19 protein-coding genes and 1 riboswitch are annotated in these 25,856 nt (G+C 45.1%); of the genes, 11 read left to right on the forward strand and 8 right to left on the reverse strand.

Annotation, left to right across the window (positions count from 1 at the left end):
* Positions 1 to 23 precede the first annotated feature (23 nt).
* Positions 24 to 3,281 carry a S41 family peptidase gene (locus ABDD94_RS18690; RefSeq protein WP_345953510.1) on the forward strand — a complete coding sequence of 1,086 codons (3,258 nt, stop codon included), beginning with the start codon at positions 24 to 26 and terminating at the stop codon, positions 3,279 to 3,281.
* 230 nt (positions 3,282 to 3,511) lie between these two features.
* On the opposite strand, the gene purD is transcribed toward ABDD94_RS18690, so the two are convergent.
* The gene (gene purD, locus ABDD94_RS18695) at positions 3,512 to 4,786 is read right to left on the reverse strand and encodes a phosphoribosylamine--glycine ligase (RefSeq protein ID WP_345953511.1); all 1,275 of its coding nucleotides are present in this window, start codon (positions 4,784 to 4,786) and stop codon (positions 3,512 to 3,514) included.
* Positions 4,787 to 5,004: 218 nt separating this feature from the next.
* Between purD and secA the strand changes: the two genes are divergently transcribed.
* The 3 genes from secA (at position 5,005) to ABDD94_RS18710 (ending at position 10,049) form a co-directional block, all read left to right on the forward strand.
* Positions 5,005 to 8,301, forward strand: coding sequence for a preprotein translocase subunit SecA (secA, locus tag ABDD94_RS18700; protein ID WP_345950575.1), 3,297 nt, complete (start codon positions 5,005 to 5,007; stop codon positions 8,299 to 8,301).
* Positions 8,302 to 8,382: 81 nt separating this feature from the next.
* Positions 8,383 to 8,868: an SPOR domain-containing protein gene (locus tag ABDD94_RS18705; RefSeq protein ID WP_345953512.1), complete on the forward strand. Its 486-nt coding sequence runs from the start codon at positions 8,383 to 8,385 to the stop codon at positions 8,866 to 8,868.
* Positions 8,865 to 10,049 (forward strand): M20 family metallopeptidase, encoded by a 1,185-nt coding sequence (locus ABDD94_RS18710; protein ID WP_345953513.1) that lies wholly within the window; start codon positions 8,865 to 8,867, stop codon positions 10,047 to 10,049. The genes ABDD94_RS18705 and ABDD94_RS18710 overlap by 4 nt, the downstream gene beginning before the upstream one ends.
* A 107-nt stretch (positions 10,050 to 10,156) precedes the next feature.
* Here ABDD94_RS18710 and ABDD94_RS18715 read toward each other — a convergent pair whose 3' ends face one another.
* Positions 10,157 to 11,314, reverse strand: coding sequence for a TlpA disulfide reductase family protein (locus ABDD94_RS18715; protein ID WP_345953514.1), 1,158 nt, complete (start codon positions 11,312 to 11,314; stop codon positions 10,157 to 10,159).
* Positions 11,315 to 11,587: 273 nt separating this feature from the next.
* Between ABDD94_RS18715 and ABDD94_RS18720 the strand changes: the two genes are divergently transcribed.
* Entirely contained in the window at positions 11,588 to 12,655 is a 1,068-nt protein-coding gene (locus tag ABDD94_RS18720; RefSeq protein ID WP_345953515.1) for a branched-chain amino acid aminotransferase, read from the forward strand.
* Between the two features lie 128 nt (positions 12,656 to 12,783).
* Here ABDD94_RS18720 and ABDD94_RS18725 read toward each other — a convergent pair whose 3' ends face one another.
* From ABDD94_RS18725 to ABDD94_RS18735, 3 genes are all read right to left on the reverse strand, one after another.
* Complete coding sequence (locus ABDD94_RS18725; protein WP_345950570.1) at positions 12,784 to 13,269, reverse strand: universal stress protein; 486 nt, start codon at positions 13,267 to 13,269, stop codon at positions 12,784 to 12,786.
* A gap of 130 nt (positions 13,270 to 13,399) precedes the next feature.
* The gene (locus tag ABDD94_RS18730) at positions 13,400 to 14,692 is read right to left on the reverse strand and encodes an HAD-IB family phosphatase (RefSeq protein WP_345953516.1); all 1,293 of its coding nucleotides are present in this window, start codon (positions 14,690 to 14,692) and stop codon (positions 13,400 to 13,402) included.
* A gap of 129 nt (positions 14,693 to 14,821) precedes the next feature.
* Positions 14,822 to 15,796, reverse strand: coding sequence for an NAD-dependent epimerase/dehydratase family protein (locus tag ABDD94_RS18735; RefSeq protein WP_345953517.1), 975 nt, complete (start codon positions 15,794 to 15,796; stop codon positions 14,822 to 14,824).
* A 77-nt stretch (positions 15,797 to 15,873) separates the two neighbouring features.
* On the opposite strand from ABDD94_RS18735, the gene ABDD94_RS18740 reads away from it, so the two are divergent.
* The 4 genes from ABDD94_RS18740 to ABDD94_RS18755 all read left to right on the forward strand — a co-directional run bounded on the left by ABDD94_RS18740 (position 15,874) and on the right by ABDD94_RS18755 (position 20,139).
* Entirely contained in the window at positions 15,874 to 17,058 is a 1,185-nt protein-coding gene (locus ABDD94_RS18740; RefSeq protein ID WP_345953518.1) for a formimidoylglutamase, read from the forward strand.
* Between the two features lie 78 nt (positions 17,059 to 17,136).
* Positions 17,137 to 18,276 (forward strand): TlpA disulfide reductase family protein, encoded by a 1,140-nt coding sequence (locus ABDD94_RS18745; protein ID WP_345953519.1) that lies wholly within the window; start codon positions 17,137 to 17,139, stop codon positions 18,274 to 18,276.
* Positions 18,277 to 18,366: 90 nt separating this feature from the next.
* Positions 18,367 to 18,642: a hypothetical protein gene (locus ABDD94_RS18750; RefSeq protein ID WP_345953520.1), complete on the forward strand. Its 276-nt coding sequence runs from the start codon at positions 18,367 to 18,369 to the stop codon at positions 18,640 to 18,642.
* 77 nt (positions 18,643 to 18,719) lie between these two features.
* A riboswitch (Fluoride riboswitch) is annotated at positions 18,720 to 18,786 on the forward strand.
* 27 nt (positions 18,787 to 18,813) lie between these two features.
* A complete protein-coding gene (locus tag ABDD94_RS18755) occupies positions 18,814 to 20,139 on the forward strand; it encodes a voltage-gated chloride channel family protein (RefSeq protein WP_345953521.1) in 1,326 nt (441 codons plus the stop codon).
* 161 nt (positions 20,140 to 20,300) lie between these two features.
* On the opposite strand, the gene ABDD94_RS18760 is transcribed toward ABDD94_RS18755, so the two are convergent.
* From ABDD94_RS18760 to ABDD94_RS18770, 3 genes are read right to left on the reverse strand one after another with little or no spacing between them, the layout of a single operon-like run.
* The gene (locus ABDD94_RS18760) at positions 20,301 to 21,038 is read right to left on the reverse strand and encodes an SGNH/GDSL hydrolase family protein (protein WP_345953522.1); all 738 of its coding nucleotides are present in this window, start codon (positions 21,036 to 21,038) and stop codon (positions 20,301 to 20,303) included.
* The gene (lipB, locus tag ABDD94_RS18765; protein WP_345953523.1) at positions 21,035 to 21,766 is read right to left on the reverse strand and encodes a lipoyl(octanoyl) transferase LipB; all 732 of its coding nucleotides are present in this window, start codon (positions 21,764 to 21,766) and stop codon (positions 21,035 to 21,037) included. Before lipB ends, ABDD94_RS18760 begins: the two co-directional genes overlap by 4 nt.
* A 3-nt stretch (positions 21,767 to 21,769) precedes the next feature.
* On the reverse strand, positions 21,770 to 22,408 hold the full coding sequence (locus ABDD94_RS18770; RefSeq protein WP_345953524.1) for a 4'-phosphopantetheinyl transferase superfamily protein: 639 nt from the start codon (positions 22,406 to 22,408) through the stop codon (positions 21,770 to 21,772).
* 75 nt (positions 22,409 to 22,483) lie between these two features.
* Between ABDD94_RS18770 and dcd the strand changes: the two genes are divergently transcribed.
* A complete protein-coding gene (dcd, locus tag ABDD94_RS18775; RefSeq protein ID WP_345953525.1) occupies positions 22,484 to 23,020 on the forward strand; it encodes a dCTP deaminase in 537 nt (178 codons plus the stop codon).
* A 93-nt stretch (positions 23,021 to 23,113) separates the two neighbouring features.
* Positions 23,114 to 25,834 (forward strand): TonB-dependent receptor plug domain-containing protein, encoded by a 2,721-nt coding sequence (locus ABDD94_RS18780; protein WP_345953526.1) that lies wholly within the window; start codon positions 23,114 to 23,116, stop codon positions 25,832 to 25,834.
* Positions 25,835 to 25,856: the final 22 nt, after the last annotated feature.

Consider the following 25,856-nt stretch of genomic DNA (forward strand, 5'->3'; position numbering starts at 1 on the left):
TTCTTATTTAACTCACTAAGTGCATGAAAAAACTCCTACTCCTGCTTACGGCATTTGTTTTAGCCCAAAGTACGGTGTTTGCGCAGCAACACTTACTCTGGATGCAGCAGCCTACCCTATCTCCAGATGGTAAGTGGATTGCTTTTGAATACAAAGGTAACCTATTTAAAGTAGCCGCAAGCGGCGGCACTGCTGTTCCCTTAACGATCAACAGCGCCTATAACGGCTACCCTGTTTGGAGCCATGATAGTAAAACTATTGCCTTTGCCTCCGACCGTTATGGCAATTTTGACGTGTATGTAATGCCTGCCGATGGCGGCCAGGCTACCCGCCTTACCTTTGCTTCTGAAAGGGATATTCCAATGGACTTTTCGGTAGATAATCAGAAGGTATATTTTGGCACCGACCGTCATGATATTTACACTTCGGTACGCTTTCCGGGCAATGCTTATTTTGCAAAGATGTACGCTGTGCCGGTTAAAGGCGGACGCAGTATTATGATTAACTCGGCAGGTACAGAGTATGTACATTTTAACAAAACAGGCGATAAATTTATTTACCAGGACCGCAAAGGGTATGAAGACCCCTGGCGCAAACACCATACCTCAGCCGTTACACGCGACATCTGGGTGTATGATGTAACCAAAAAATCATATACCAAGGTATCAACCTACGTAGGCGAAGACCGCGAACCGGTTTGGGGCAACGGCGATGCCTTTTATTATCTGAGTGAACGCAATGGCAACCAAAACTTGTACCGCGCCTCATTAAGCGATTATAACAACCCTACACAGCTTACCACCTTTACCAAAGACCCGGTACGTAACCTTTCCCGCTCTGATGACGGCCTGTTGGCATTCACCCAAAACGGCGAACTGTTTACCATGAAAGACGGCCAGCAACCGGTGAAAGTAAACATTGGCCTCAGCGCTGATTTTAACGGCGACCAGGTACAAAACATGCCTGTACGCGGCGATGCTACCGAAATTACCGTATCACCGAACGGCAAGGAAGTAGCCTTTGTTTACCGTGGCGAAATATTTGTAGCCTCGGCAGATGGGAACATTACCAAGCGCATTACCAACACCCCTTATCAGGAGCGTATGGTAAAATTTAGCCCGGATGGCCGCACTTTGCTGTATTCGGTTGAAAATACCACATCATGGGACATTTATAAAACCAGCTTAGCCAACCGCAATGAGCCTTACTTTTTTGCATCAACCACGTTGGCAACCGAACCGGTTATTAATTCCTCCAAAGAAGAATTTCAGGGCGTTTACTCGCCGGATGGCAAAAAGATAGCCTACCTGGAAGAACGCAACACCGTTAAAGTGTATGACGTGGCTACCAAAAAGTCGGTCACTGTAATTCCTGCAGGCATTAATTTTTCTTACTCTGATGGCGACCAGTTCTTTTCATGGTCGCCCGATAGCCGTTACCTGGCTGCCGAATCAAGCGAGGGTGCTTATGGCCGTAGCGAAATAGCCTTAATAAAAGCCGATGGCACCGGCGACCGCATCAACTTAACCGAAAGCGGCTTCAATGATGGCCATCCGCAATGGGGACTGAACGGTAAGATGATCTACTGGCTATCCGATAAGCAGGGCCGTAAAAACTTCTCGCGCGGTGCGCAAGATGACGTTTATGCCATGTTTTTTGATCAGGCTGCCTGGGATAGGTTCCAGCTAAGCAAGGAGGACTTGGATATTCGCAAACAGGAAGAAAAGAGAGATTCGCTAAACAGATCATCGGCCACTACCAAATCAACACCTGCTAATGCCAAAACTCCGGCAGGCATAGCTCCTTATGCATATACGCCCAACCTTAAAAATCTGAGCGACCGCACCGTACGCTTAACTTTAACGTCTACCGATATTTCGGACGTTATTATGTCTAAAGACGGCGAAAAGGTCTTTTACCTGGCCCGTTTTGATAAAGGCTTTGACCTATGGGTGAGCATGCCACGTACCAAGGAAAGTAAAGTACTGGCTTCGCTTAATGCACAAGGCGGTTCGTTGGAGCTAACGCCCGATGGTAAAAGCCTGTTTGTGCTGGCTGGTGGTAATGTAATGAAAGTAAACGTTGATGACGGCAAAATAACGCCTGTAAAAATCAACAGCACTATGGATCTGGATGCTGCCGGTGAACGTGCTTATGTGTTTGACCATGCCTGGAAACAAGTAACCAAAAAGTTCTTCGATCCTAAACTGCAGGGCGTGGATTGGGATTACTATCATACCACCTATGCTAAGTTCCTACCGCACATCAACAATAACTATGATTTTCAGATACTGTTAAGCGAGTTTTTGGGCGAGCTGAATGGCTCACATACTGGCGGCCGCTATTCGCCAGTGTTCCCTAACGCTGATGAAACCGGCGCACTGGGCTTGCTGTACGATCAAACCAAAGGCGGCAACGGCTTGGTAGTGGCCGATATAATAACCGGCGGTCCGTTTGATGTGGCCCGTACCAAGATGAAAAAAGGCTTTGTGATTGATAAAATTGATGGCGAAACTATTACCGATGATGCAGATTGGACAAAGCTATTGAACCACAAGGCCGATAAGTATACGCTAATTAGCTTCCATGATCCTAAAACCAATACTCGCTACGAAGAGAATGTAAAACCGGTACGCCCTAGTTTTGAAAGAAGCGTTCTACTGTACAACCGCTGGATCAGGCAGATGGAACACCTGACTGACAGCCTATCGAACGGACAGGTTGGCTATGTGCATGTACAGGGAATGAATGACCCCAGCTACCGCGTAACAGTTGACAAGGTACTTGGCCGCAACTATAACAAAAAAGCACTGATTGTAGATACCCGCTTTAACGGCGGTGGCTGGCTGCACGATGAATTGGTTACCTTTTTAGGCGGCAAGCTATACTTCCAGCTGCGGCCACAGGGCACACCAACCGAGGGAGGAGAATCATTAAGCAAATGGAACAAACCCAGTTGCGTGCTCATGAGCGAGGGTAATTACTCTGACGCATTTATGTTCCCATACGCTTATAAAGCTTTAAAATTAGGCAAGCTGGTAGGTATGCCGGTTGCCGGCACAGGTACCGCTGTTTGGTGGGAACGCCAGATAGACGGCACCCTGGTGTTCGGGATCCCGATGGTGTCTTCATGGGGACCAGGTGAGAACCACCCGACAGAAAACCATCAGCTGGAGCCAGATATTCGCGTTCCGGCCGACTACAGCAAGATTTTGAACGGGCAAGACCAACAACTGGAAGCAGCCGTTAAGGAGATGCTGCAAACGGTAAAAGGTCAGTAATCGCCCCCCTTCGAGCGGAGAGAGGGCTTTACAAAACATACAAATAAGCTCATCCATTCAAGATCTCTCCCTGCCATTTGAGGTGATAGGTTTTATGGCCTTAAACACAAAGAGCCCTGCATTTGCCAGGCTCTTTGTGTTTTATCATCCGTTAACTCAGTATAAACAGACAACTATAAATGTATTTTACCAACCTGGTGCAAAGCCCATCTGGGAGGGTTGGCAGGATATTACAACAAATCAAATCCAATATCTTTCCTGAAATACTTACCGTCATAATAAATACGGCTTGCATCCAGTGTGGCTTGTTGCAGGGCGGTAAAAAGATCATCCTGCAATGAAGTAATGGCCAGCACACGGCCGCCGGTAGTTATCACATCATCGCCCTGCATACCAGTACCGGCATGAAAAGCGATGGAGCCGCGCACATTATCCAATCCGCTTATTACTTTATCTTTCAAATACTCGCCCGGGTAGCCGCCTGCTACACAAACTACTGTAGCCGCTATTTTGGGTGATATGGTAAATTGTTTTTCAATCAGATTGCCTTCGGCCACGCCCATTAATAAATCTATCAGGTCAGACTCTATACGTGGCAACACGCTCTCGGTTTCGGGGTCGCCCATGCGGCAGTTATATTCAATTACCCATGGCTCACCCTCACAATTCATCAGCCCAATAAATATAAACCCTTTGTAAGGAATGCCATCCTGCTTTAAACCTTCAACGGTGGGTACCACCACACGCTCTTCTACTTTCCGCATAAAAATTTCATCGGCAAACGGAACCGGCGATACTGAACCCATACCACCTGTATTCAAGCCGCTATCGCCTTCGCCAATACGTTTATAATCTTTAGCCTCGGGTAAAATCTTATAGCTGTTACCATCGGTCAGTACAAAAACCGATAGTTCTATGCCTTGTAAAAACTGTTCTACTACTACTTTAGAACTGGCTTCGCCAAACTTGGCTTCGGTAAGCATTTCTACCAATTCCTGCTGGGCTTCCTGCAGGGTAAGGCATATTAAAACGCCTTTGCCTGCCGCCAGGCCGTCGGCCTTTAAAACCACCGGCAAACCCTGGGTAGCCAGATAGCTTAAACCATCCTGCAAGGTATCGCGGGTAAACGTGCGCGATGCCGCCGTTGGGATGTTGTGCCGCTGCATAAACTGCTTCGAAAAATCCTTACTGCCTTCAAGCTGAGCCGCTTCACGCTGCGGCCCAATAACCGGAACGTTTTTCAGTTGCTCATCATTTAAAAAGAAATCGTGTATACCTTTTACCAGCGGTTCTTCGGGTCCTACTATAACCAGGTTAATGCCGTTGCTAAGTACAAAGGCCTTAATACCTTCAAAATCGGTTACTTTAATATCAACGTTGGTACCATACTGGCCGGTGCCTGCATTACCGGGTGCAATAAAAAGCTGTTCGCATTTAGGGCTTTGGCTTAGTTTCCAGGCAAATGCACTTTCGCGGCCGCCCGAACCGATGAGTAGAATGTTCATGGCGGTAAAGATAATAGTTTGGGTTCAGAACCAAGTGCCAAGAGTCGAGAACCGGTTCGTATTTCTATAGCTCATTAAAAAACGTGGTTCCAAACGCTTGTTTCTTGAGTGTTGATTCTTGGCTCTATGCCTAAAAATCACTACCTTTACCTGCCATTATGCCACCCAAGGTGTGGCTGGCGTAATTGTTGGGATAGACGGAGTATTATATCGAAATTATGTTAGGATTTATTAGTAAGCTTTTTGGAAGTAAATCGGAAAGGGATGTAAAAAGCATACAGCCCCTGGTTGAAAAAATAAAAGGCGAATTTGCAAAGCTCGACAACCTCAGCAATGATGAGTTAAGGGCTAAAACAACAGATTTTAAAGCGAGAATTGCCGAAGGCCTTGCTGCCATTGATGAGCAAATACAAGCCATTAAAAGCGAAATTGAATCGGCTGATACCAACCTGGACGTGAACGCCAAAGTGGAGCTTTACAGCCGTGTTGACAAGCTTGAAAAAGACCGCAACAAAGAGCTGGAAGTTATCCTGTTAGATATATTACCTTCGGCTTTTGCCGTAGTAAAAGAAACGGCCCGCCGTTTTGCCAACAACCCTACTATTGAAGTTACCGCTACCGATTTCGACCGCCAGCTGGCTGCTAAAAAAGGCAACGTTGTAATTAAAGGCGATAAAGCCACCCACAGCAATACCTGGATAGCTGCAGGAAACGAAGTTACCTGGAACATGGTACACTATGATGTGCAGCTGATTGGCGGTATTGTACTCCATAGCGGTAAAATTGCCGAGATGGCAACCGGTGAGGGTAAAACCCTGGTAGCTACACTGCCTGCGTATTTAAATGCACTGGCCGGCCAAGGCGTACACATTGTAACTGTGAACGATTACCTGGCTCGTCGTGACTCGGAGTGGATGGGACCGCTGTACGAATTCCATGGTTTATCGGTTGATTGTATTGACAAGCATGAGCCTAATTCGGAATCACGCCGTAATGCTTACCTGGCCGATATCACCTTTGGTACCAACAACGAGTTTGGTTTTGATTACCTGCGTGACAATATGACACGCACTCCAGAAGAGCTGGTACAACGCAAACTTCACTTTGCTATGGTGGATGAGGTTGACTCTGTTTTGGTGGATGACGCCCGTACACCTTTAATTATTTCGGGCCCTATACCACGCGGTGATGAGCATGAATTTTACATGCTTAAACCTCGCATTGAGCGCTTGGTAAATGCACAAAAAACTTATATAAACACTGCTTTAAACGAAGCAAAAAAACAAATAAACGACGGCAAAACCGGTAGCGATGAAGGTGGCTTGGCCCTATTGCGTGCTCACCGTGGTTTGCCTAAGAGCAAAGCGCTGATCAAATTTTTAAGTGAAGGCGCTAACCGTACCGTTTTGCAAAAGACAGAGAATTATTACATGCAAGACCAAGGCAAGGAAATGCCTAAGGTTGATACGGAATTATTCTTTGTAATCGATGAAAAAAACAACTCGGTTGAACTTACTGAAAAAGGTATTGAGCTGATCACTGCATCCGGCGAAGATCCTAAATTCTTTGTAATGCCTGATGTTGGTACCGAGATTGCAAAAATTGAGAAGTCTGATCTTTCGCCAGAGGAAAAATTGGCGCAGAAAGATGAGCTGATGCGTGATTTCTCTATTAAATCTGAGCGTATCCACTCTATCAACCAGTTACTAAAAGCCTATACCCTTTTCGAAAAGGATACTGAATACATTTTGGATGAAGGCAAGGTAAAGATTGTGGATGAGCAAACCGGTCGTGTACTGGATGGCCGCCGCTATTCTGACGGTTTGCACCAGGCTATTGAGGCTAAAGAGAATGTAAAGGTTGAGGACGCTACGCAAACCTTTGCAACCATTACCCTGCAAAATTACTTTAGGATGTACCACAAGCTTTGCGGTATGACCGGTACTGCTGTAACTGAAGCAGGCGAGCTATGGGAAATTTACAAGCTGGATGTAGTAGAAATCCCAACTAACGTAGTTGCCCAGCGCGATGACCGCCAGGATTTGGTATACCGCACCATGCGCGAAAAATATAACGCCGTGGCCGAAGAGATCGTAAAGCTTACCCAGGCAGGTCGCCCGGTGTTGGTAGGTACCACTTCGGTAGAAATATCAGAACTATTGAGCCGTATGCTTAAGCTGCGCGGTATCAAGCATAACGTACTGAACGCCAAAATGCACCAAAAGGAGGCCGATATTGTGGCCGAAGCGGGTCAGGCTGGTACTGTAACCATAGCTACCAACATGGCTGGCCGTGGTACGGATATTAAGTTAGGCAAAGGCGTAAAAGAAGCCGGCGGTTTAGCTATTGTAGGTACCGAACGTCATGAGTCGCGCCGTGTTGACCGCCAGCTGCGCGGTCGTGCCGGTCGTCAGGGCGATCCGGGTTCTTCACAGTTCTTTGTATCGTTAGAGGATAACCTGATGCGTTTATTCGGCTCAGAGCGTATCTCTAACCTGATGGTACGCATGGGCATTGAAGAAGGCGAGGTTATTCAGCACTCTATGATTACCAAATCGATAGAGCGTGCGCAGAAAAAAGTGGAAGAAAACAACTTTGGTATCCGCAAGCGCTTGCTGGAGTATGATGACGTGATGAACTCACAGCGTACCGTAGTTTACGCTAAACGTAAAAACGCCTTATTTGGCGAGCGTTTGGATGTAGACATCAGCAACACCATTTTTGATGTGGTTGAGGATGTAGTTACCGAATACAAAGAGGCTAACAACTACGAAGGCTTCCGTATGGAAATGATCCGCTTGTTCTCGGTTGATCCGGAGATAAGCCAGGAAGAATTTACCGCGGCTAACCTGAATAACCTGGTTGAAGGCACCTTTAATGTAGTAACCGATTTTTATAAACGCAAAACCGAAGGTATTGCCGAGCAGGCTTACCCGGTACTGAAAGACGTTTATGAAACCCGCGGCGAGTATGTGGAAAACATTGTAGTACCATTTACCGATGGTGTACATGGCATACAAGTAGCTGTTCCGTTGAAAAAAGCGGTTGACAATCACGGTCTGGAGGTGTTCAAATCTTTTGAAAAGAACGTAACCCTGTACTTGATTGACGATGCCTGGAAAGAACACCTGCGCGAGATGGACGAATTAAAGCAATCGGTACAAAATGCCGTTTACGAGCAAAAGGACCCATTACTGGTGTACAAGTTCGAAGCTTTCCAATTGTTCCGTCAAATGCTGGCCAATGTAAACAAGGAGCTGGTTAGCTTCCTGTTCAGAGGCGGTATTCCGGTACAGCAGGCTCCTGAAGAAGTGCACGAGGCCCGCCCTATTCCGCGTACCGATATGCGTCAGATGCGGATGAGCAAGCCCGAACTTGTACACGAAACCAACGGCGTGCCCGATGAAGAGATACAGGAAAAACAAACACCTGTACGTGCTGAGCAAAAAATAGGTCGTAATGATCCTTGCCCGTGTGGTAGCGGCAAAAAGTTCAAAAACTGCCACGGCGCATAGGTTTCGTTAACACAAAAATAACTATGTAATGCTGTTTGCAGGATTTGAACACAAGCCTGTAAACAGCATTTTTTGTAAAAAATGGATAGAGGGAAATTATTTCTTAAACGTTATCTGAAGCTTAACCCCAGCGTATGCTTAATAACTTTTATTTGCCTTGCGTTATACTTGCCTGCCCAGGCTCAAACCCAGCAGCGCGGCAAGCTGGAGATAATAAAAGATCCGCGCATTGACTCTTTAATTGCGCACCGGTACAGTAAAAACAAAGGCACCGGCAAAGCTATCCGGAGCGGTATTTCAGCTTACGGCTACCGGGTACAGTTCTTTAGCGGGCCAAATCGCAAAGCCGCCTTTAACGCACAAAACAAATTTCAGCAGCTGCACCCCGAGTTGCGCACGTATATTAATTATAAAGAGCCTAATTTTAAGGTAAAAGGCGGCGACTTCCGTTCCAGGCTGGAGGCATCTAAACTGGTGCAGGAGTTAAAGGGAGTGTTTAGCCCGCTTTACATTTTATCAGAAAAAATAAATTTGCCCAAATTAGATCCAAACACCACCCCGCAATGATGAAGGAACAAATACAGGAACTCTCGCAAAAGATATTTAAGGATGTAGTAGCCAACCGCAGGCACCTGCACGCCAATCCCGAGCTTTCATTCCATGAAGTGGCAACATCAGCTTACGTGGCATCAAAGCTTGATGAGCTGAACATTCCGTATGTACGCATGGCAGATAATGGCATTGTAGGGCTACTGAAAGGGAACAAGCCGTCGGACCAGGTAGTAGCCCTGCGTGCAGATATGGATGCGCTCCCTATTACAGAAGCTAATGACGTGCCTTACAAATCGCAAAACACCGGTGTAATGCATGCCTGCGGCCATGATGTGCACACTTCATCATTGTTGGGTACGGCCACTATATTAACCAGCCTAAAAGACCAGTTTGGCGGTACTGTAAAACTTATTTTCCAGCCAGCTGAAGAGAAGCTGCCTGGCGGAGCCAACCTGATGATACAGGAGGGCGTATTGGAAAACCCTAAACCGCAAGCCGTACTAGGACAGCATGTAATGCCCCTTATTGATGCGGGCAAGGTAGGTTTCAGGGCGGGTAAGTACATGGCCAGTACCGATGAGATTTACGTTACCGTAAAGGGCAAAGGCGGCCACGGTGCACAGCCACAGCAAAATATTGACCCGGTAATTATTACTGCCCATATCCTTACCGCACTACAACAAGTAGTTAGCCGGTTTGCCGATCCTAAAAGCCCATCGGTATTATCGTTTGGTAAAGTGATTGCCAATGGCGCTACTAACATTATCCCTAACGAGGTTTACCTGGAGGGCACCTTCCGTACCATGGATGAAAAGTGGCGCAGTGAAGCTCATATCCGCATGAAAAAAATGGCCGAAGGCATTGCTGAAAGCATGGGCGGCAGCTGCGAGTTCAACATCATGCGAGGTTACCCTTTCCTGATTAATGAAGAAAAGCTTACGGCATCGGTACGTGGCCATGCCGAAGATTATTTAGGTAAAGAAAATGTGCTGGACCTGGATATATGGATGGCTGCCGAAGATTTTGCTTATTACTCACAAGTGGCCGATAGCTGCTTTTACCGGTTAGGCACCCGTAACGAAAGCCGCGGCATTACGTCGGCTGTACACACGCCGACTTTTGATGTGGAGGAAAGCGCACTAACAGTAAGTACCGGCCTGATGGCTTATATGGCATTAAAGCAGTTAGGAAATTAATAACGATAAACAAATACCACTTAGTGGTGCCGTATAAAGTTGTTCTTAAACAACAAAGGCCTTTCGATAAATATCAAAAGGCCTTTGTTGTTTTTTTACTATATGTTTTACTCCGCTTTCGTTTTATCACTCTTAGCTAACACCTCGGCTAGCTTAGCATCTAAAGCATCGCCCCGTAAATTTTTGGCAATTACTTTGCCGTTAGGGTCAAGTAAAAAGTTTTGCGGTATAGCTTGTACACCCCAAGCTTTTGCTACTGCATTTTCCCAATATTTTAAATCAGATACGTGAGTCCACGTTAAACCATCTTTTTGAATAGCGGCCAGCCACTTGGCTTTAGCGTCTGGTCTGTCAAGAGATACGCCTAGAACAGTAAAATTGCGGTCTTTGTATTTGTTAAACGTACGTACCACATTTGGATTTTCCTGACGGCAAGGGCCGCACCATGATGCCCACAGATCAACCAGTAAATACTTACCTCTAAAAGATGATAACTTCACCATCGTTCCGCTGGTATCGGCCATGGCAAAATCAGGAGCAGTGGCGCCAAGGGCTACACTTTTCATCCCAGCCAATTGTTCACCGAACTTTTTACCGCTTTCGCTGGATTTTACTGATGGCGACAAAGCAGCGTATAACGGCGCTATTTCAGCATAATCGGCACCGTAAGCAATATTGCGCAACAGGTTCAAGCTCATTACAGATTTAGGATGGCTTTTTACAAAGTCCTTGGTAATAGCTTCTGACTTTTCATCAGCTGCTTTATCCATGGCTTCTATTTCCTTTTTAAATTCTGCCGATTCGCGCTGTTGAGGAGTTGCAGCTTTTGCTTTGGCATTCATAGCTGCATAAATATCATTCACTGGTTTGTTGGCATCTTTAAAAGCCTGATTATCCATATTGGTGGGCGTACCGCTTACTGTTGCCATTTTCATGGTATCAACCTTGCTTTGCACAGTAATTATTCCTTTCTCCAGGTAAATTAACTGATAGTCGCGGCTTTTATTTAAACCATTACCCGCCGGGTTGAGTAACAAATAAGCTTGTACCGGAGCTGCCGGAGCCGTACCTTTAAATTGAAACTCACCATTTTTAAGCGTCACCGAATCATCGATGGTTTTTCCATCCGCCCGATACTCAAGGTAAGCTTTAGCCGGCGCACTTAAGTTTCCAACTTTACCTTTTACGGTAAAAGTACCGGCAGGCGCCTGTGCCATTACCGCAACTGGTAGTGCAGCAAGGGCGGTTATTATTATTTTTTTCATGTTTGCTTAATTCTTTTTTATGACCAATTGAAAGGTGTATAAATTTCAATTGCCCTATTACAAATCTAATATTGTGCAACCTCAATTACAACCATTTAACCGCTTTTATAATATTAACAATTACAAGCTTGTATATATCACGCCCATTATAAATTCGGCATTAGGCATTTCATTTATTAGTACCATGAGGTATTAAGCTGCTAATTTTCAGTTAGAGTAGCCAATTCATGCAAAAAATCATAAATTGCCACTTTACTTAAAATATATCAGGCCATGACTACTGAAACGCTTGACATCAAGATAACCAAATCTGCCCAATCGCGCCTGGCGCAAACCGACTTTAGTAAGTTAGTATTTGGACATACTTTTACCGATCACATGCTGGTGGCCGATTATGCCGACGGCGAATGGAAAAATTTTGAGATTGTGCCTTACGGCGAAATAGGTATGAGCCCGGCTATTTCATCATTGCACTACGGACAAGCCTTTTTTGAGGGCCTAAAAGCTTACAAACATGCCGACGGGCAGGTTTCTGTCTTTCGGCCGGATAAGAACGCAGCCCGCTTTAACAAATCTGCTGAGCGCTTGTGCATGCCCGTAATGCCCGAAGAACTTTTTGTACAAAGCATTGCCGCACTGGTTGATGTAGAGCGCGATTGGATCCCTACCGCCGACAATCACTCGCTGTACATTCGTCCGGTTATGTTTGCTACCGATCCGTTTTTGGGTGTTGTTCCCTCAAAAACTTATAAATACGTAATTTTAACCTGCCCTGTTGGTCCTTACTTCAGCAAGCCACTGCGCGTAAAATTCGAAACCACTTTCACACGTTCGGCCGAAGGTGGCTTTGGCTACGCCAAGGCAGCCGGCAACTATGGCGGCGCAATGTTGCCTACCCGCCGGGCTATTGAAGAAGGATTTGACCAGTTGATTTGGACCGACGCCAAAGAACATTTGTATGCAGAAGAAATGGGTGCTGCCAACGTTATGTTTCTGTTGGATGGCAAATTGGTTACGCCATCAACCCGCGATACCATCTTGGATGGTGTAACCCGCGATACCGTAATTGCAATGGCTAAAGACTGGGGCATTACAGTTGAAGAGCGCCGCATATCTATTACCGAAATTTTGGAAGGTGCCCGTAGCGGCAAGTTAACGGATGCCTTTGGCGCCGGAACAGCTGCTACCATTGCCCCTGTTGGTGCCTTTAACTTTGAAGGCGAAGAATATACATTGAGCGATCCTGCTACCCGCGAATTCTCTAACCGTTTATTTAACACCCTGAACGACCTCCGCTACGGCCTTATAGCAGATACGCATGGCTGGAACTATATGGTATAAAACACCAATACGTGCATCAACAAAAAAGGCGTTTCTTTTGATAGAAACGCCTTTTTTGTTGTATTATAGCAAGTGGCTCAAGCCTTGTAGCCAATACACCTGGCAAAAAGCTAATAAATCATGTCAAATTATACGGTCTCTGCTTCGTTCAAAGGAACAACTAATACCGGAACCTTTGATTTACGAACAACCTCTTCAGCCACGCTGCCCATCAACAAGCGGTCGAATCCGCTACGGTGATGGGTGCCTATCACAATCAAGGTAGCGCCAAATTGAGCGCCGCAGTTCACAATACCATCGGCGCTTGAGCCGTAGTCGGTGTATTGGGTTACCTGCAAGTCAGTACCATATTTTTGTACAATACGTCCAAGTAAGCTATCGGCTGCCTGGTTTTGAGTATTCATCATTTCAACGGTGTTTATTTCGGCAGTACCTTCAAAAGGCAAACCAAAAGTGGTATCATTCATGGGCGAAACCACGGCAGGCACAGGCTCTATAATATTTACAATACCTACAGCGGCATCCAGTTTACGGGCAAGGTTAAAACCATACTCGGCAGCGTAGTCGGCATATTTGCTTTCATCTATACCTATCAATATTCGGGTAGTTTCCATCTTAAAAGGTTTTACGGTTTTATTACTTTATAACAGATGAAACAGGATATGTTTTTATTTAGAGAGGCAAGTGTACAGAATCGAGATTATGAACACAAAACTGCGCTTTTATCTCGATTCTATACACTTATTAATATAGCAGCCTAAATTTAATTGTATTTTCTATAGCTTTCAGTTCGCTGAGTATCTGCTCGTCGTAGCCGGAACTTACGTCGGTAATTACATAACCAATTTGTGCGTTAGTAACCAGAAACTCTCCTACAATGTTAATATTATGGCGAGCAAAAACCTCGTTTATCTTTGCAAGTATACCCGGTACGTTTTTGTGAATGTGTATTAACCGGTGTGCATTATTAATACGGGGTGGCTGCAAATCAGGAAAATTACAGCTGGTATGGGTTTTGCCCTCGTTCATAAAGGCTATAACCCTTTTAGGGATAAAATCAGCACTACGCGGATTATGCTTTGGATCATCAAAAATGATGATACCATTTTCGCAGGCAGCATCCATCACTTTTCTGCTGTTAACTTTGCCAAAGCAACCTATTACTTTTAACCGGCCTGCATTCTGTAATTGCTCGGGCGTGGGCTGGTGAGCTTCATCGCAAAGTAAAACACCGGCCTCCTGCAAATAGGATTCCTTTATTTCGTCATGATGGCGAATATTGTAACCTTCCTTTTGCATTTGTACCAGCGCCTCTTCTTCAACCTTACCTACCACTAAGCACTTTATACGGTTTTTAGGATAAGATATAGCCCGGGGCAAGCGATTGATGTATAAAAACTCATCGAGGCTGGGCGTTACGTGATCTGCCTTTTCCACTACCGATTTACGTTCGATGTTCTCCGTAAAAGCAAAAAACTTTTTAATAAGACCCGATTCCTTCAACTGAAAATCTGAATAGCCATCGCCAATGCCATGGATCTCGCCTTGTAAATTAAGTTCTTTAAGCAGCTTCACTTTACCGCCTTCTTGTGATAAGGGATTGCTGCGGTCATAACCTATTATATCGCCCTGCTCGTTAAACTCAAACGTGTTGGCGTATATATTTTCTTTTTTAATATAATACTCGCTTACAACAGGAGTAATAAATTCTTTAAAACCACCCGATACGATCAGTACCTCGTCCTGGTGATTTTTAAAGAACATACTGTTACGGGAAAAAGAAGGCGACACCTTTTTACGAAGATGTTTCACCAGTTGACTCAAATGCTCGCGGTTAGCGCTTAATAGTCTAATGCGCCCTTCCAAACTATCAGCAAAGGAAAGCTTGCCTTCCATTGCCGCATTGGTTAAATCTTCAATCTGCTGGTAAATCTGTTCCCGCCCGGGATGATCTTTTAAACTGATACGCGCCAGTTCATCTAACGCTTCAACCTGTGTAAAGGTGCTATCAAAATCTATAATATAATATTGCCCCATGGTTGCGGCAAATATAGCAGATTGGTTGATTAGTTGAGTGGTTAAATGGCAAGTGGTTCCCTGGTTAAAGCTTGCAATATTGAATAGAATAAATAAAATATCGAACTAATCAGCCCCTCATCCATTCAACTACTTAGCCAGCTTTAGCGCCTCGCAAACCTCTTTGATGGTATTTGCCACAGGTTTAAACTCCAGGCCAATTGCTTTTTTAATCTTACTGTTATCGTAGTTTTGCTCAACAGTAGCAGAGCGGGCGGCAATCTTATCCAGTGAGGGGTCTTTACCTGTTAGTGTAGCTACAAATGCGGCGCTGCGCCAGGCTAGTTCCAGCATCCATGGCTTGGCCTCGGTGGCGGGTGGCTTTATCTGGAAACATTGGGCTATGGTTTGGGTAAGTTCTTTAAACGTCCAGTTCTCGGCATTTATAATGTAGCGCTCGGCTGTTATATCGCTGTTCATCAACATAATCATACAGCGGGCAACGTCTTCCACATCCACTAAGCCGCAGCTGCCGCGGGTATAAAATTTCAGGCCTCGGCGTACTGTTTCAAATATTTTACCGCTGCCATCAACACCTGCAGCAGGTCCAATAATTACCGATGGGTTTACAATTACGGCATCCAACCCTTCAGCAATACCGCGCCAAACTTCCATCTCGCTTTCCAGTTTGGAGATGGCATATCCGTTGTTAGCCGGCGTTTCTTCGAGGTGATGTTTCTCACTGATCAACTCGCCGGGCTTGGCCTGCCCTATGGCGGCTATTGAGCTTACATGCAGCAGCCGTACATCATTATCCAGGCACAGGTTTACAACATTAGCGGTACCATTCACATTAGTGTTAATCATTTGCGCCTTATCGGCTTCCTTAAATGATACCCAGGCGGCACAATGGTAAACATGAGTAACGTCTTCAAAAGCATCCTCCAGGGTAGTGCTGTCTAATATGTCGGCTTCCCGCCAGTCTATCAAATGACTAAAACGTCTCAGAAATTCGGGCGTAACAGAGGTACTGCGCTTAATACATCGGATAGGAATATTTTGCTCAACCAGCTGTCGGGCCAGTACGGAACCTACAAAACCTGTTGCGCCGGTAACCAGAATCATCTATGAGGGTTAGTTTTTATTAAAACAGCGCAATTTAATTTAAAAAATGGATATTTGAACTTTTTGCAAGCACGGATATGTCATTAGCGGATTTCTTTACCCCGGTTGAATTAAACAAAATTGCGCCGAGCGAGGGTTATAAGCCCAGCCAATTGGGTAATAAGATTGAAACCTATACCCAATACTTTCCAGACCTGGAACAAAGACCCGATCTGGTAGTTTTTGGTGTTCAGGATGATCGCAATGCAGTGGGCAATCCGGGCTGTGCGCTGGGGCCCGATTATGTTCGTGAAAAACTGTACAACTTGCACGAGGGCGACTACAAATCAAAAATATACGACCTGGGCAATATACGCCGAGGCGCCAGCATAAACGACACCTACTTTGCCCTTAAAACTGTTTTAGCCGAACTGGTGAAACAGGATATAGTAGCCATAGTTTTAGGTGGTGGGCAGGATCTTACCTATGCCCAATACCTCGCTTATGAAGAGATGGAGCAAAAAGTGGATATGGTAGTTATCGATTCGCATTTTGACTTAGATGAACAGGCCGATATGGAGCAGGATGATTCCACTACATCACACTCCTACCTCAATAAGATATTTTTGCACGAGCCTAATTACCTGTTTAATTTCAGCAACCTGGGGTACCAAACTTATTTTGTAAGCCAGGATAGCCTGCGCGTAATGGACAACCTGTTTTTTGATGTGCACCGCCTGGGCGAATTGATGGGCAACGTTAGTGTTACTGAGCCTGTTATACGCAATGCCAACGCAATAAGCTTTGATATTGGCGCCGTACGTTCATCAGATGCGATGGGCAATGCCAACGCCACGCCTAACGGTTTTTATGGCGAAGAAGCCTGCCAGATGTGCCGGTACGCCGGCTTTAACGACAAGTTGAGCTCTATAGGGTTTTACGAATTTAACCCGGCTTATGACAGCAACGGACAAACTGCTATGCTGTTGGCCGAAATGATATGGTATTTCATTGACGGCTTTTACAACCGTAAAATGGATTTTCCGCTGCAACCCAAATCGCAGTACCTGGTATATAAAACTACGCTTAGGCACGATGAACACGAGATTGTGTTTGTAAAAAGCAAAAAGACCGACCGCTGGTGGATGCAGGTGCCCTATCCTACCGGTGGCTCACTCAACGAGCGCTACCACCTGGTGCCCTGCCGCTATGAAGATTACACGACGGCCATTAACGGAGAAATGCCCGATTTATGGTGGCGGACCTACCAAAAGCTGGCTTAAACGCATCTTACTTATTAACGGATGATTACACTTATACCAAAAGCTATGCCCGTCCGTTAGATATTCATTTTAACAAGCATGCTTAAAAAGTTTTTCCTGTACATAGCCGTTCTGTCTCCCTTGTTATTATCGGCACAAACGCCCGAGACGTTTATTATCAACGGCCGGCTCAATACGGTTAAAACCCCTTTAAGGGTATATTTGAGCTATCTGGTTAATAATAAAAAAGTGCTCGACTCAACCGTACTGGTTGATGGCAGTTTTCAGTTCACGGGCAAAATACTGGCGCCGGTTAGCGCACTTATGCTGGTTGACCACAAGGGAGCAGGTTTTAAAGGTTTTAAGCCAGATGATGACGTACTGAGCTTTTACCTGGAAAAAGGCAATATATACATTGCGGGAGCCGACTCCATCTCCAACACGCAAATTACGGGTTCAGCCATAAATGCCGATAACGAGCAATTGAGTACAGCCATGGCTCCCATATACCTAAAAGGGCAACAACTGCAGGCCGAGCAGCGCGCAGCCACGGCCGACATGCAACGTTCGGCCGTTTATCAGAATACTTTGCAAGATAAGTTTCAAGCTATTCAAAAAGAGCGGGAGGCCGCGCTCAGAACATTCATTATTGCGCATCCCGACAGTTATTTAAGCCTGATGGCCTTAAGCTCAATGGGTGGGCCATCGGCAGATTTGTCTGTTATTGAGCCTTTGTACAACAACCTGGCAACAAAGCTTAAAGAAACCGATGCAGGCAAAAAACTGCAACAGTCGTTTGTTGGGTTAAGGGCAACGGCCATAGGTGTTACAGCACCCGATTTTACCCAGCCAGATACCGCCGGAAACCCGATTAAGTTATCATCTTTAAGGGGCAAATACGTACTGCTCGATTTTTGGTCATCCAACTGCGAACCTTGCCTGCAGAGTTACCCAAACCTAGTTAGGGTTTATGAAAAGTATTACAAAAAGTTCACCGTTCTGGGCGTATCGCTTGATAAAGCCACTTATAAAACAGCCTGGTTAAATGCCATCAAGCAAAATAATTTAGATTGGACCCAGGTGAGTGATTTTAAAGAATGGAACAATGAAGCAGCAATGCTGTATTATGTGAACGCCATACCGCAAAACTTTTTGATTGATCCTGATGGCAAGATTGTAGGCAAAAACCTTCGCGGCGCAGCGTTAGAAGGCAAGTTAATTGAACTGTTGTTGAAGTAGTTTTTAACTGTCCGTAACGCAAACCGCATACATTACTGCAAACATTCTCTTTTTAAATTGCTTACGTTATTATCACAAAACTTAAGCGCAATGACCTTTGAAGAAGCTGAAATATTACTAGACGAAAACCGGCACTTAATAGGCGAAGAACATAACGGTTTAACGATACAGGAAATCTTGATTGTTCCATTCCCGGTTGATTACGACAGCCTGACGGCTGACTTATTGCGATTAAAAGACCTGGAGCCGTACATGCCCGATACCACTTACCCTGATTACGTTTTTATGGCAGTACATGATCTGGAAAACTGGTCGGTAGGTTCACCCTTGCCTGTTCAGGAACTACCTTACCTACCAAAACCATAAGTATAACTTCTATCTATTTAGCTCCTTCTTCAAGTTAACTACTTGAGATAAGTAAGGCAATTTTATACATTTGCGTTATACCAAAAGGTGATGGTGCTCCACCTAATTGAACCGCTTGCAAAAGCTGATGACGCCTGCCCGGTAAATTGTAATTTATGGCACTGCAGGTTTATGTATAAACTTTTTTCTTCCAGGCATTATTCGGCCTTACAGTATTTACTCCGTTGGACGATCGTAACTATTCCGGTGGCCGTAGCTGTGGGCAGCATGGTTGCCCTATTTTTGTGGCTGCTTAACTGGAGCATTCATTATCGTTTTGCACATACCTGGCTTTTATATCTACTGCCTTTTGCGGGTATTGCTATTCATTTTTTGTATAAGCTTTACGGTCAGTCTGCTGAAAAGGGCAATAACCTGATTATTGACCAAATACACGAGCCGGGAGCCGGTATTCCTAAGCGCATGGCTCCACTTATTTTGGCAACCACCGTAATTACGCACTTGTTTGGCGGATCGGCCGGGCGCGAAGGCACTGCCGTACAGATAGGCGGCAGCATAGCGCACTGGATTGGCAGCTTGTTTAAACTCAGCGCTAAAGACTTGCGCATTGTGCTTACGGCAGGCGTAGCAGCGGGCTTTGGTGCCGTGTTTGGTACGCCGCTGGCAGGAACTATATTCGCCATGGAAGTAGTTACCATAGGCCGCATTCAATACAATGCGCTTATCCCCTGCCTTATAGCCGGTTTAATAGGTGATGCTACTGTAGCAGCCTGGGGCGTGCAGCATACCACCTACCATATTCGATATTTAACCACAGGCCAAACCATTTATGGCCATCACATAGCCGTTAACTTTTGGTTGCTTGTAAAAGTTATAGTTTCATCCGTATTTTTTGGATTAGCGGCTTATGCTTTTGCCAAAGCCACACATGGGATTAAAACGATAGCCAACAACTTCATTAAAACAGGCTGGATGATTCCGGCTGTGGGCGGCATAATCATTATCTTGCTCACGCTCCTCTTAGGTAAGCCCGATTATTTAAGCTTGGGGGTAGAACCCGAATACCCCGGCGCAGTAACCATTGTATCGGCCTTTGAGCAAGGTGGGGCACACTTTTTTAGCTGGTTGTGGAAACTTATCTATACCGCCATTACACTTGGCACCGGCTTTAAGGGTGGCGAAGTTACCCCTCTTTTTTACATTGGCGCCACGTTGGGCAATACCCTTGCCAATATATTTAATGCACCTGAGAGCTTGTTTGCAGCTTTAGGCTTTATAGCTGTTTTTGCCGGCGCATCAAACACCCCGTTGGCCTGCACCATAATGGGTATTGAGCTATTTGGCAGCCAGCACGCCCTGCTTTTTGCGGTGGCCTGCTTTACCGCCTATTTTTTTAGCGGCGATACAGGCATCTACAGCGCACAACGTAAAGGCGTGGAAAAATATAGTGTGGATGGAAGTGACAGATTAATGAACGGATTTTTCAAGAAGAACTAAGTTCATCGCCAAAATCAAAATTTATAAAATTAGGAACTGGCAAATACTTTTTAATCCTATTTTATATATATAAGGAGCGATAGCCAAGTGGTAGTCTCTTAGGTATGATGTACAAATACATTTTAAATAAGACTTTCTGTTACTGCTCGAAACACTGAGCGCTATTTAACCTGCAAATTCTTTGCTACCTCGTTAACCAGCATATCTACCCATAACATATACATTCTACCCGACGGATGTAAACCATCGCTAGCAACCAGCGTAGGGTCGGCAATGGCCTGGCGTGATATAGGCGTAATATTAGTATAGCTTACGCCCGCTTTGTCGCTTTCTTCCTTGTTAATGGCATTGTAAGCATTAATTTCTTTGGCTATCTGGGTCCTATCACGCCCCTGGCCAAAAGGCGTAACACCCCAGTCAGGAATGGAAATTACAAATACACGCTTTTTATTGCCGTTGGCATATATTAAAGCAGTATTCAGCAATTGCACAAACTCGGTACGGTAGGTATTGATATTATAGTTGCGGTATTGATTATTAACGCCAATAAGCAACGTAACTATGTCAAACTTCCGGGTAATGTTCTGCGCTTTAATTTCGTTAATCAACTCATCAGTTGTCCATCCTGTTCGTGCTATGATGACTGGTTGGGCCGCTTTATAATTAGCTTTATTAAGCGCAGCACTCAGCTGATACGGGAATGACTGCGCAGCGGGTACAGACTCGCCAATGGTGTAGGAATCGCCCAAGGCAAGATAGCTTACAGCCGAGCCGTCGCCGGTAAAGGTTGTGCCGGGTACTATGGTTGGCACTGATCCATATTGTACATCGTCCATATTTTTGCCGGAGCAGCCCATCAGGGCGGTTATTATTAGCAGGGTTAAACTCAGGTTTCTCATTCAAAAATCTCCATACCAAAAAGTACGGAAATTTCCTGCTTTAGGATTTTTTTTACTTCATTCAAATCTACATCGCGGCCCAGCTCCTGGTTTAAAGAGGCTACAGCCTTACCCTCAATGCCACACGGTACAATGTTTTTAAAATAATCGAGATTGGCGTTTACGTTAAGTGCCAGCCCGTGCATAGTAACCCAACGGCTGCAGCGTACGCCCATAGCGCAAATTTTCCGGGCATGCTCATTATCAGCATCCAGCCAAACGCCCGTGTAACCCGGGTAGCGGCCAGCTGTTATACCGTAATGAGCTAATGTGTTTATAACAGCTTCTTCGAGGGTACGCAGGTAAAGGTGTATATCCGTAAAAAAGTTGTCGAGATCCAATATAGGATAGGCTACTAACTGTCCCGGGCCATGGTAGGTAATATCGCCACCACGATTTATGGGATAATAAACAGCGTTCTTTTCTTTCAAACCTGCTTCATCAAGCAACAAGTGGTCGGCCTTGCCGCTTTTGCCCAGGGTGTAAACATGCGGATGCTCACAAAACACGAGGTAATTGGGTGTCAGACTATCATCTTCCGGTTCTTGGCCTGCCGCAACGGCCAACTGTTTATTACGCAGTTGTGTTTTAAGTTGCACACTGGCCGAAAACAGGCTTTCCTGTTTATCCCAGGCTTGTTTATAATCTATCAGTCCCCAATCCTGATATTCTACCCTCTTGTTTTTCATGGTTTATGCTTTTACGTAACCAATCATGTAATCTTCGTACTGCAAAAAATCAACTTTATAATCTATATGCAGTTCGCCTTTATGTAAATGTGCTTGCAGGCTACCTTCGGCGGTAAACGGAAAACGCTCTAAAGCAATATTATCTAAGAACGACACTTCCTTTTGCCCGTAACATTTGTAAATGGCCTCTTTGGCGCACCAGCACACATAAAGGTGGGCAATCTTGTTATCTGCATCAATAGCAGCCTGTTCCTCATGGCGCAAAAACTTAGGTGCTATACGCTCCACTTTTTGCTTAATCTGCTCAATATCTATTCCCACCGGTCGGCTTTTGCTTATCATCACGGCAGCATAATCAAACGAATGACTGAGTGAGATATGGTAAGGCATATCATATAGATAGGGTTTGCCGTGAGTATCGATGCGGCAATCAATATAGTTAGTGGTATCGAGCATGGTGCGCAGCAGCACCCGTGTACCCAGCCAGTGCAGGTGCCTTTTCCCATTAGCCAACTGATCAACATAAGCCTTTTCCTGCTCGTTTAGCTGTAGTTTATGGTACAGCGTATCAGCATCTTCCTCTATGCGCCAAAGGGCTATTTCGGTATCGGCATCAACCTGCTTTCTGAATGCTATGGCCATATGTTAAATTAAAAAACAGAGCGCAAAATTAGCTTAAATAATTATAATTTAGGCGGTGCAAGCCGTCACCCCAAAATGATTTTATCAGACAAACGTATTTTAGAGGAAATAGAAAAAGGCAGTATAATTATTGAACCCTTTAAGCGTGAGTGCCTGGGCACAAACTCTTACGATGTGCATTTAGGTAAATACCTGGCCACTTACCGTAACCGGGTGCTGGATGCTAAAGTACATAACGAGATAGACCAGTTTGAGATTACGAAGGAAGGCTTTTTGCTGCAACCGGGCACCCTGTACCTGGGCGTAACGGTGGAGTATACCGAAACACACAAGCATGTGCCTTTTTTGGAAGGAAAATCAAGCACGGGCAGGCTGGGTATTGACATACATGCCACAGCAGGTAAAGGCGATGTGGGCTTCTGCAACACCTGGACCCTCGAAATATCGGTAGCACAACCTGTGCGCATTTATGCAGGAATGCCCATTGGCCAGCTTATTTATTTTGCGGTTGAAGGCGATATAGAAACGCTTTATAACACTAAAGGCAACGCTAAATATAACAATCCTACTACAAGACCGGTTGAAAGTATGATGTGGAAAAATAAATTCTAATTTATACGTTATTAGGTTATAACTAAGTAACTTAACCTCAATTTGCTTGTTATTCTTTAAGTACGCAAACGCATATACCCTGCCTTCATAAAAATGAACCTCAAAAAAATATTTGCCGGCCTGGTCATACTGGCTGTAACGGCTGCAGCTACAGGCTTTGTTAAATTTGATGATGATCCTATCATTAAGAAAATTGTAGACCAGCTTGAAAAATGGACAAGTGACCACCCCCAAGAAAAAGTTTACCTGCAACTTGACAAGCCTTACTATGGCGTTGGCGACAATATTTGGCTAAAGGCTTATATAACCGTAGGCCCCGAACACCGGCTATCGGCCCTGAGCGGTGCTTTGAATGTGGAACTGCTTGATGAGCAGGACTCGGTTAAACAATGGATTAAGTTGCCGGTTACCAGCGGCGTTACCTGGGGCGATCTGGCCCTGAGCGATACCCTACAGGAAGGCAACTACCGCATAAGAGCTTACACCAACTGGATGCGCAACGCCGGGCCAGACTATTACTTTGAGAAAAACATAGCTGTAGGCAACGCAGCAACCAATACGGTTTTTACTAAAGCTACCTATAGTTATACTAAAGCCAACGGTGCACAAAAGGTAGATGCTACCATAAATTATGTTGACCTGGATAACGCGCCTTATGCCGGCAAAGAAGTTAGTTATGCGGTTAAACTCAATAACAAACAAATTTTAAAAAGTAAAGGTGTAACTGATGATAAAGGTAACCTGGCGGTAAGCTTCCTTAACACAACACCCGCGGCAACATCATCAGGCAGTATTGTGACCAATATTAAGGTGGCCGATAAAAAGACCGTTACCAAAACCATCAGCTTTAGTTCGGCCTCCGGACAGGTGGATGTTCAGTTTTTTCCTGAAAGCGGCAACCTTGTGAATGGCCTGCGTTCAAGGATTGCGTTCAAGGCTGTTGGACCAGACGGCCTGGGCGTAGATATTAAAGGTACTGTTACTGATAATGACAATCAGGAACTGGCTGCTATAAGCACGCGCCATTTAGGTATGGGCATATTTGCCATAACACCACAAAGCGGTAAAACTTATAAAGCGCAAATTACTTACCCCGACGGCTCACAAAATACAGTTACCTTACCTCAGGCTTTACCACAAGGATATGTACTTACAGTAAATAATAACGATACAGCCAGCATAAGTGTACGGGTAAACGGAGCTGCCGGTGTAGATAGCAAAAATGTATACCTGGTTGCGCAATCATCCGGAGCGGTTTGCTATGTGGCCCGCAACAATGCAGGATCAAATTCTTTTAGCGCTGTGATTCCGAAAAGTAAATTTCCATCAGGGATTGCACAGTTCACATTGTTCTCGGCTACAGGAGAACCATTGAACGAGCGGATTGCCTTTGTACAGCGCCAGGACGATTTGCTTAAAATGAGTGTAAACGCCGATCAGCCTAATTCAGCACCGCGCCAAAAAGTGAAGATCAGCTTAAATGCACGCAATAACGGTGGTAAGCCCGTAGTGGGTGTCTTTTCAGCTGCGGTAATTGACGAATCGAAGGTACAAAGCGATGAAACTGCCGAAACCAGCATTATGTCGCAGTTGCTCTTAACGTCTGATTTAAAAGGCTATGTTGAGCAACCTAACTATTACTTTACTAAAGCTAATGAAAAAACTGCCGCTGATTTGGACATATTAATGATGACCCAGGGCTATCGCCGTTTTGAGTGGAAGCCTTTGATGGCTAACCAATTGCCCCCAACTTTGTATCAACCCGAAAAATCTTTACAAATATCGGGCACTTTAAAAACATCAGGCGGCAAACCGGTACCTAACGGTAAAATTATGTTACTCACAACTGCCGGCGGTACTTTTATATTAGATACCGTTGCCGACAGCCAGGGCAAGTTTGCGTTTAAAAATCTGGTATTTAAAGATAGTATTAAGTTTGTACTACAGGCCCGCACAGCTAAGGGCAGTAAAAATGTGGAGATTGCGTTAGACAATCTGCCATCTCAGGCTAAGATGAGCAGCAAAAGGATGCCCGACCTACAAATAAACAGTGTAGCTGCCCTTACATCTTACCTCAAATACAGCAAAAAACAGTATGACGAGGAAGCTAAATATGGCATAGGCAATCATACCATTATGCTTAAAGAAGTTACCGTAACCGAAAAGCGTAAATCGGCGGTAAGCAACTCCTCTAATTTGAACGGGCCAGGTAACGCTGACCAGGTAATTACCAGTGATGCGCTCGATAAAATGGGTTGCACCACAATTGATCAATGCCTGCAGGGCAGGCTGCTGGGTGTGATTTTCAGAAATGGCATACCGTATTCTACCCGCAGTTTCAATAGCCCAATGCAGTTAATTGTTGATGGAATTTATGTAGAAGGCGATTATTTAACTACTATCCCTCCATCTAACGTAGCTAGTATTGAAGTATTACGTACCATAGGCAATACCGCTATTTACGGTAGCCGCGGCGGCGGCGGTGTACTTATCATCAACACAAAGCGTGGCGGAGAATACGCTTACAATGCCTCGCAAATCTATTCACCGGGCATAGTGACTTATACCCCTAAAGGGTTTTACAGCGCACGCCAGTTTTATGCGCCTAAGTACGATGATCCTAAAACCAACACCGTACTGGCCGATTTGCGCACAACTATACATTGGGTTCCGAACATACTGACCGATAGTAATGGCAACGCCTCATTTGAGTACTTCAACGCAGGCAGCAAAGGCACCTACCGCGTAGTGATTGAAGGCATAAACGATGAAGGCTTTATTGGGCGGCAGGTATACCGGTACCAGGTGCAGTAGAGGATATAGCCCGCGTAGCGTT

Source organism: Mucilaginibacter sp. PAMB04168 (assembly GCF_039634365.2).
Classification (GTDB): Bacteria; Bacteroidota; Bacteroidia; order Sphingobacteriales; family Sphingobacteriaceae; genus Mucilaginibacter.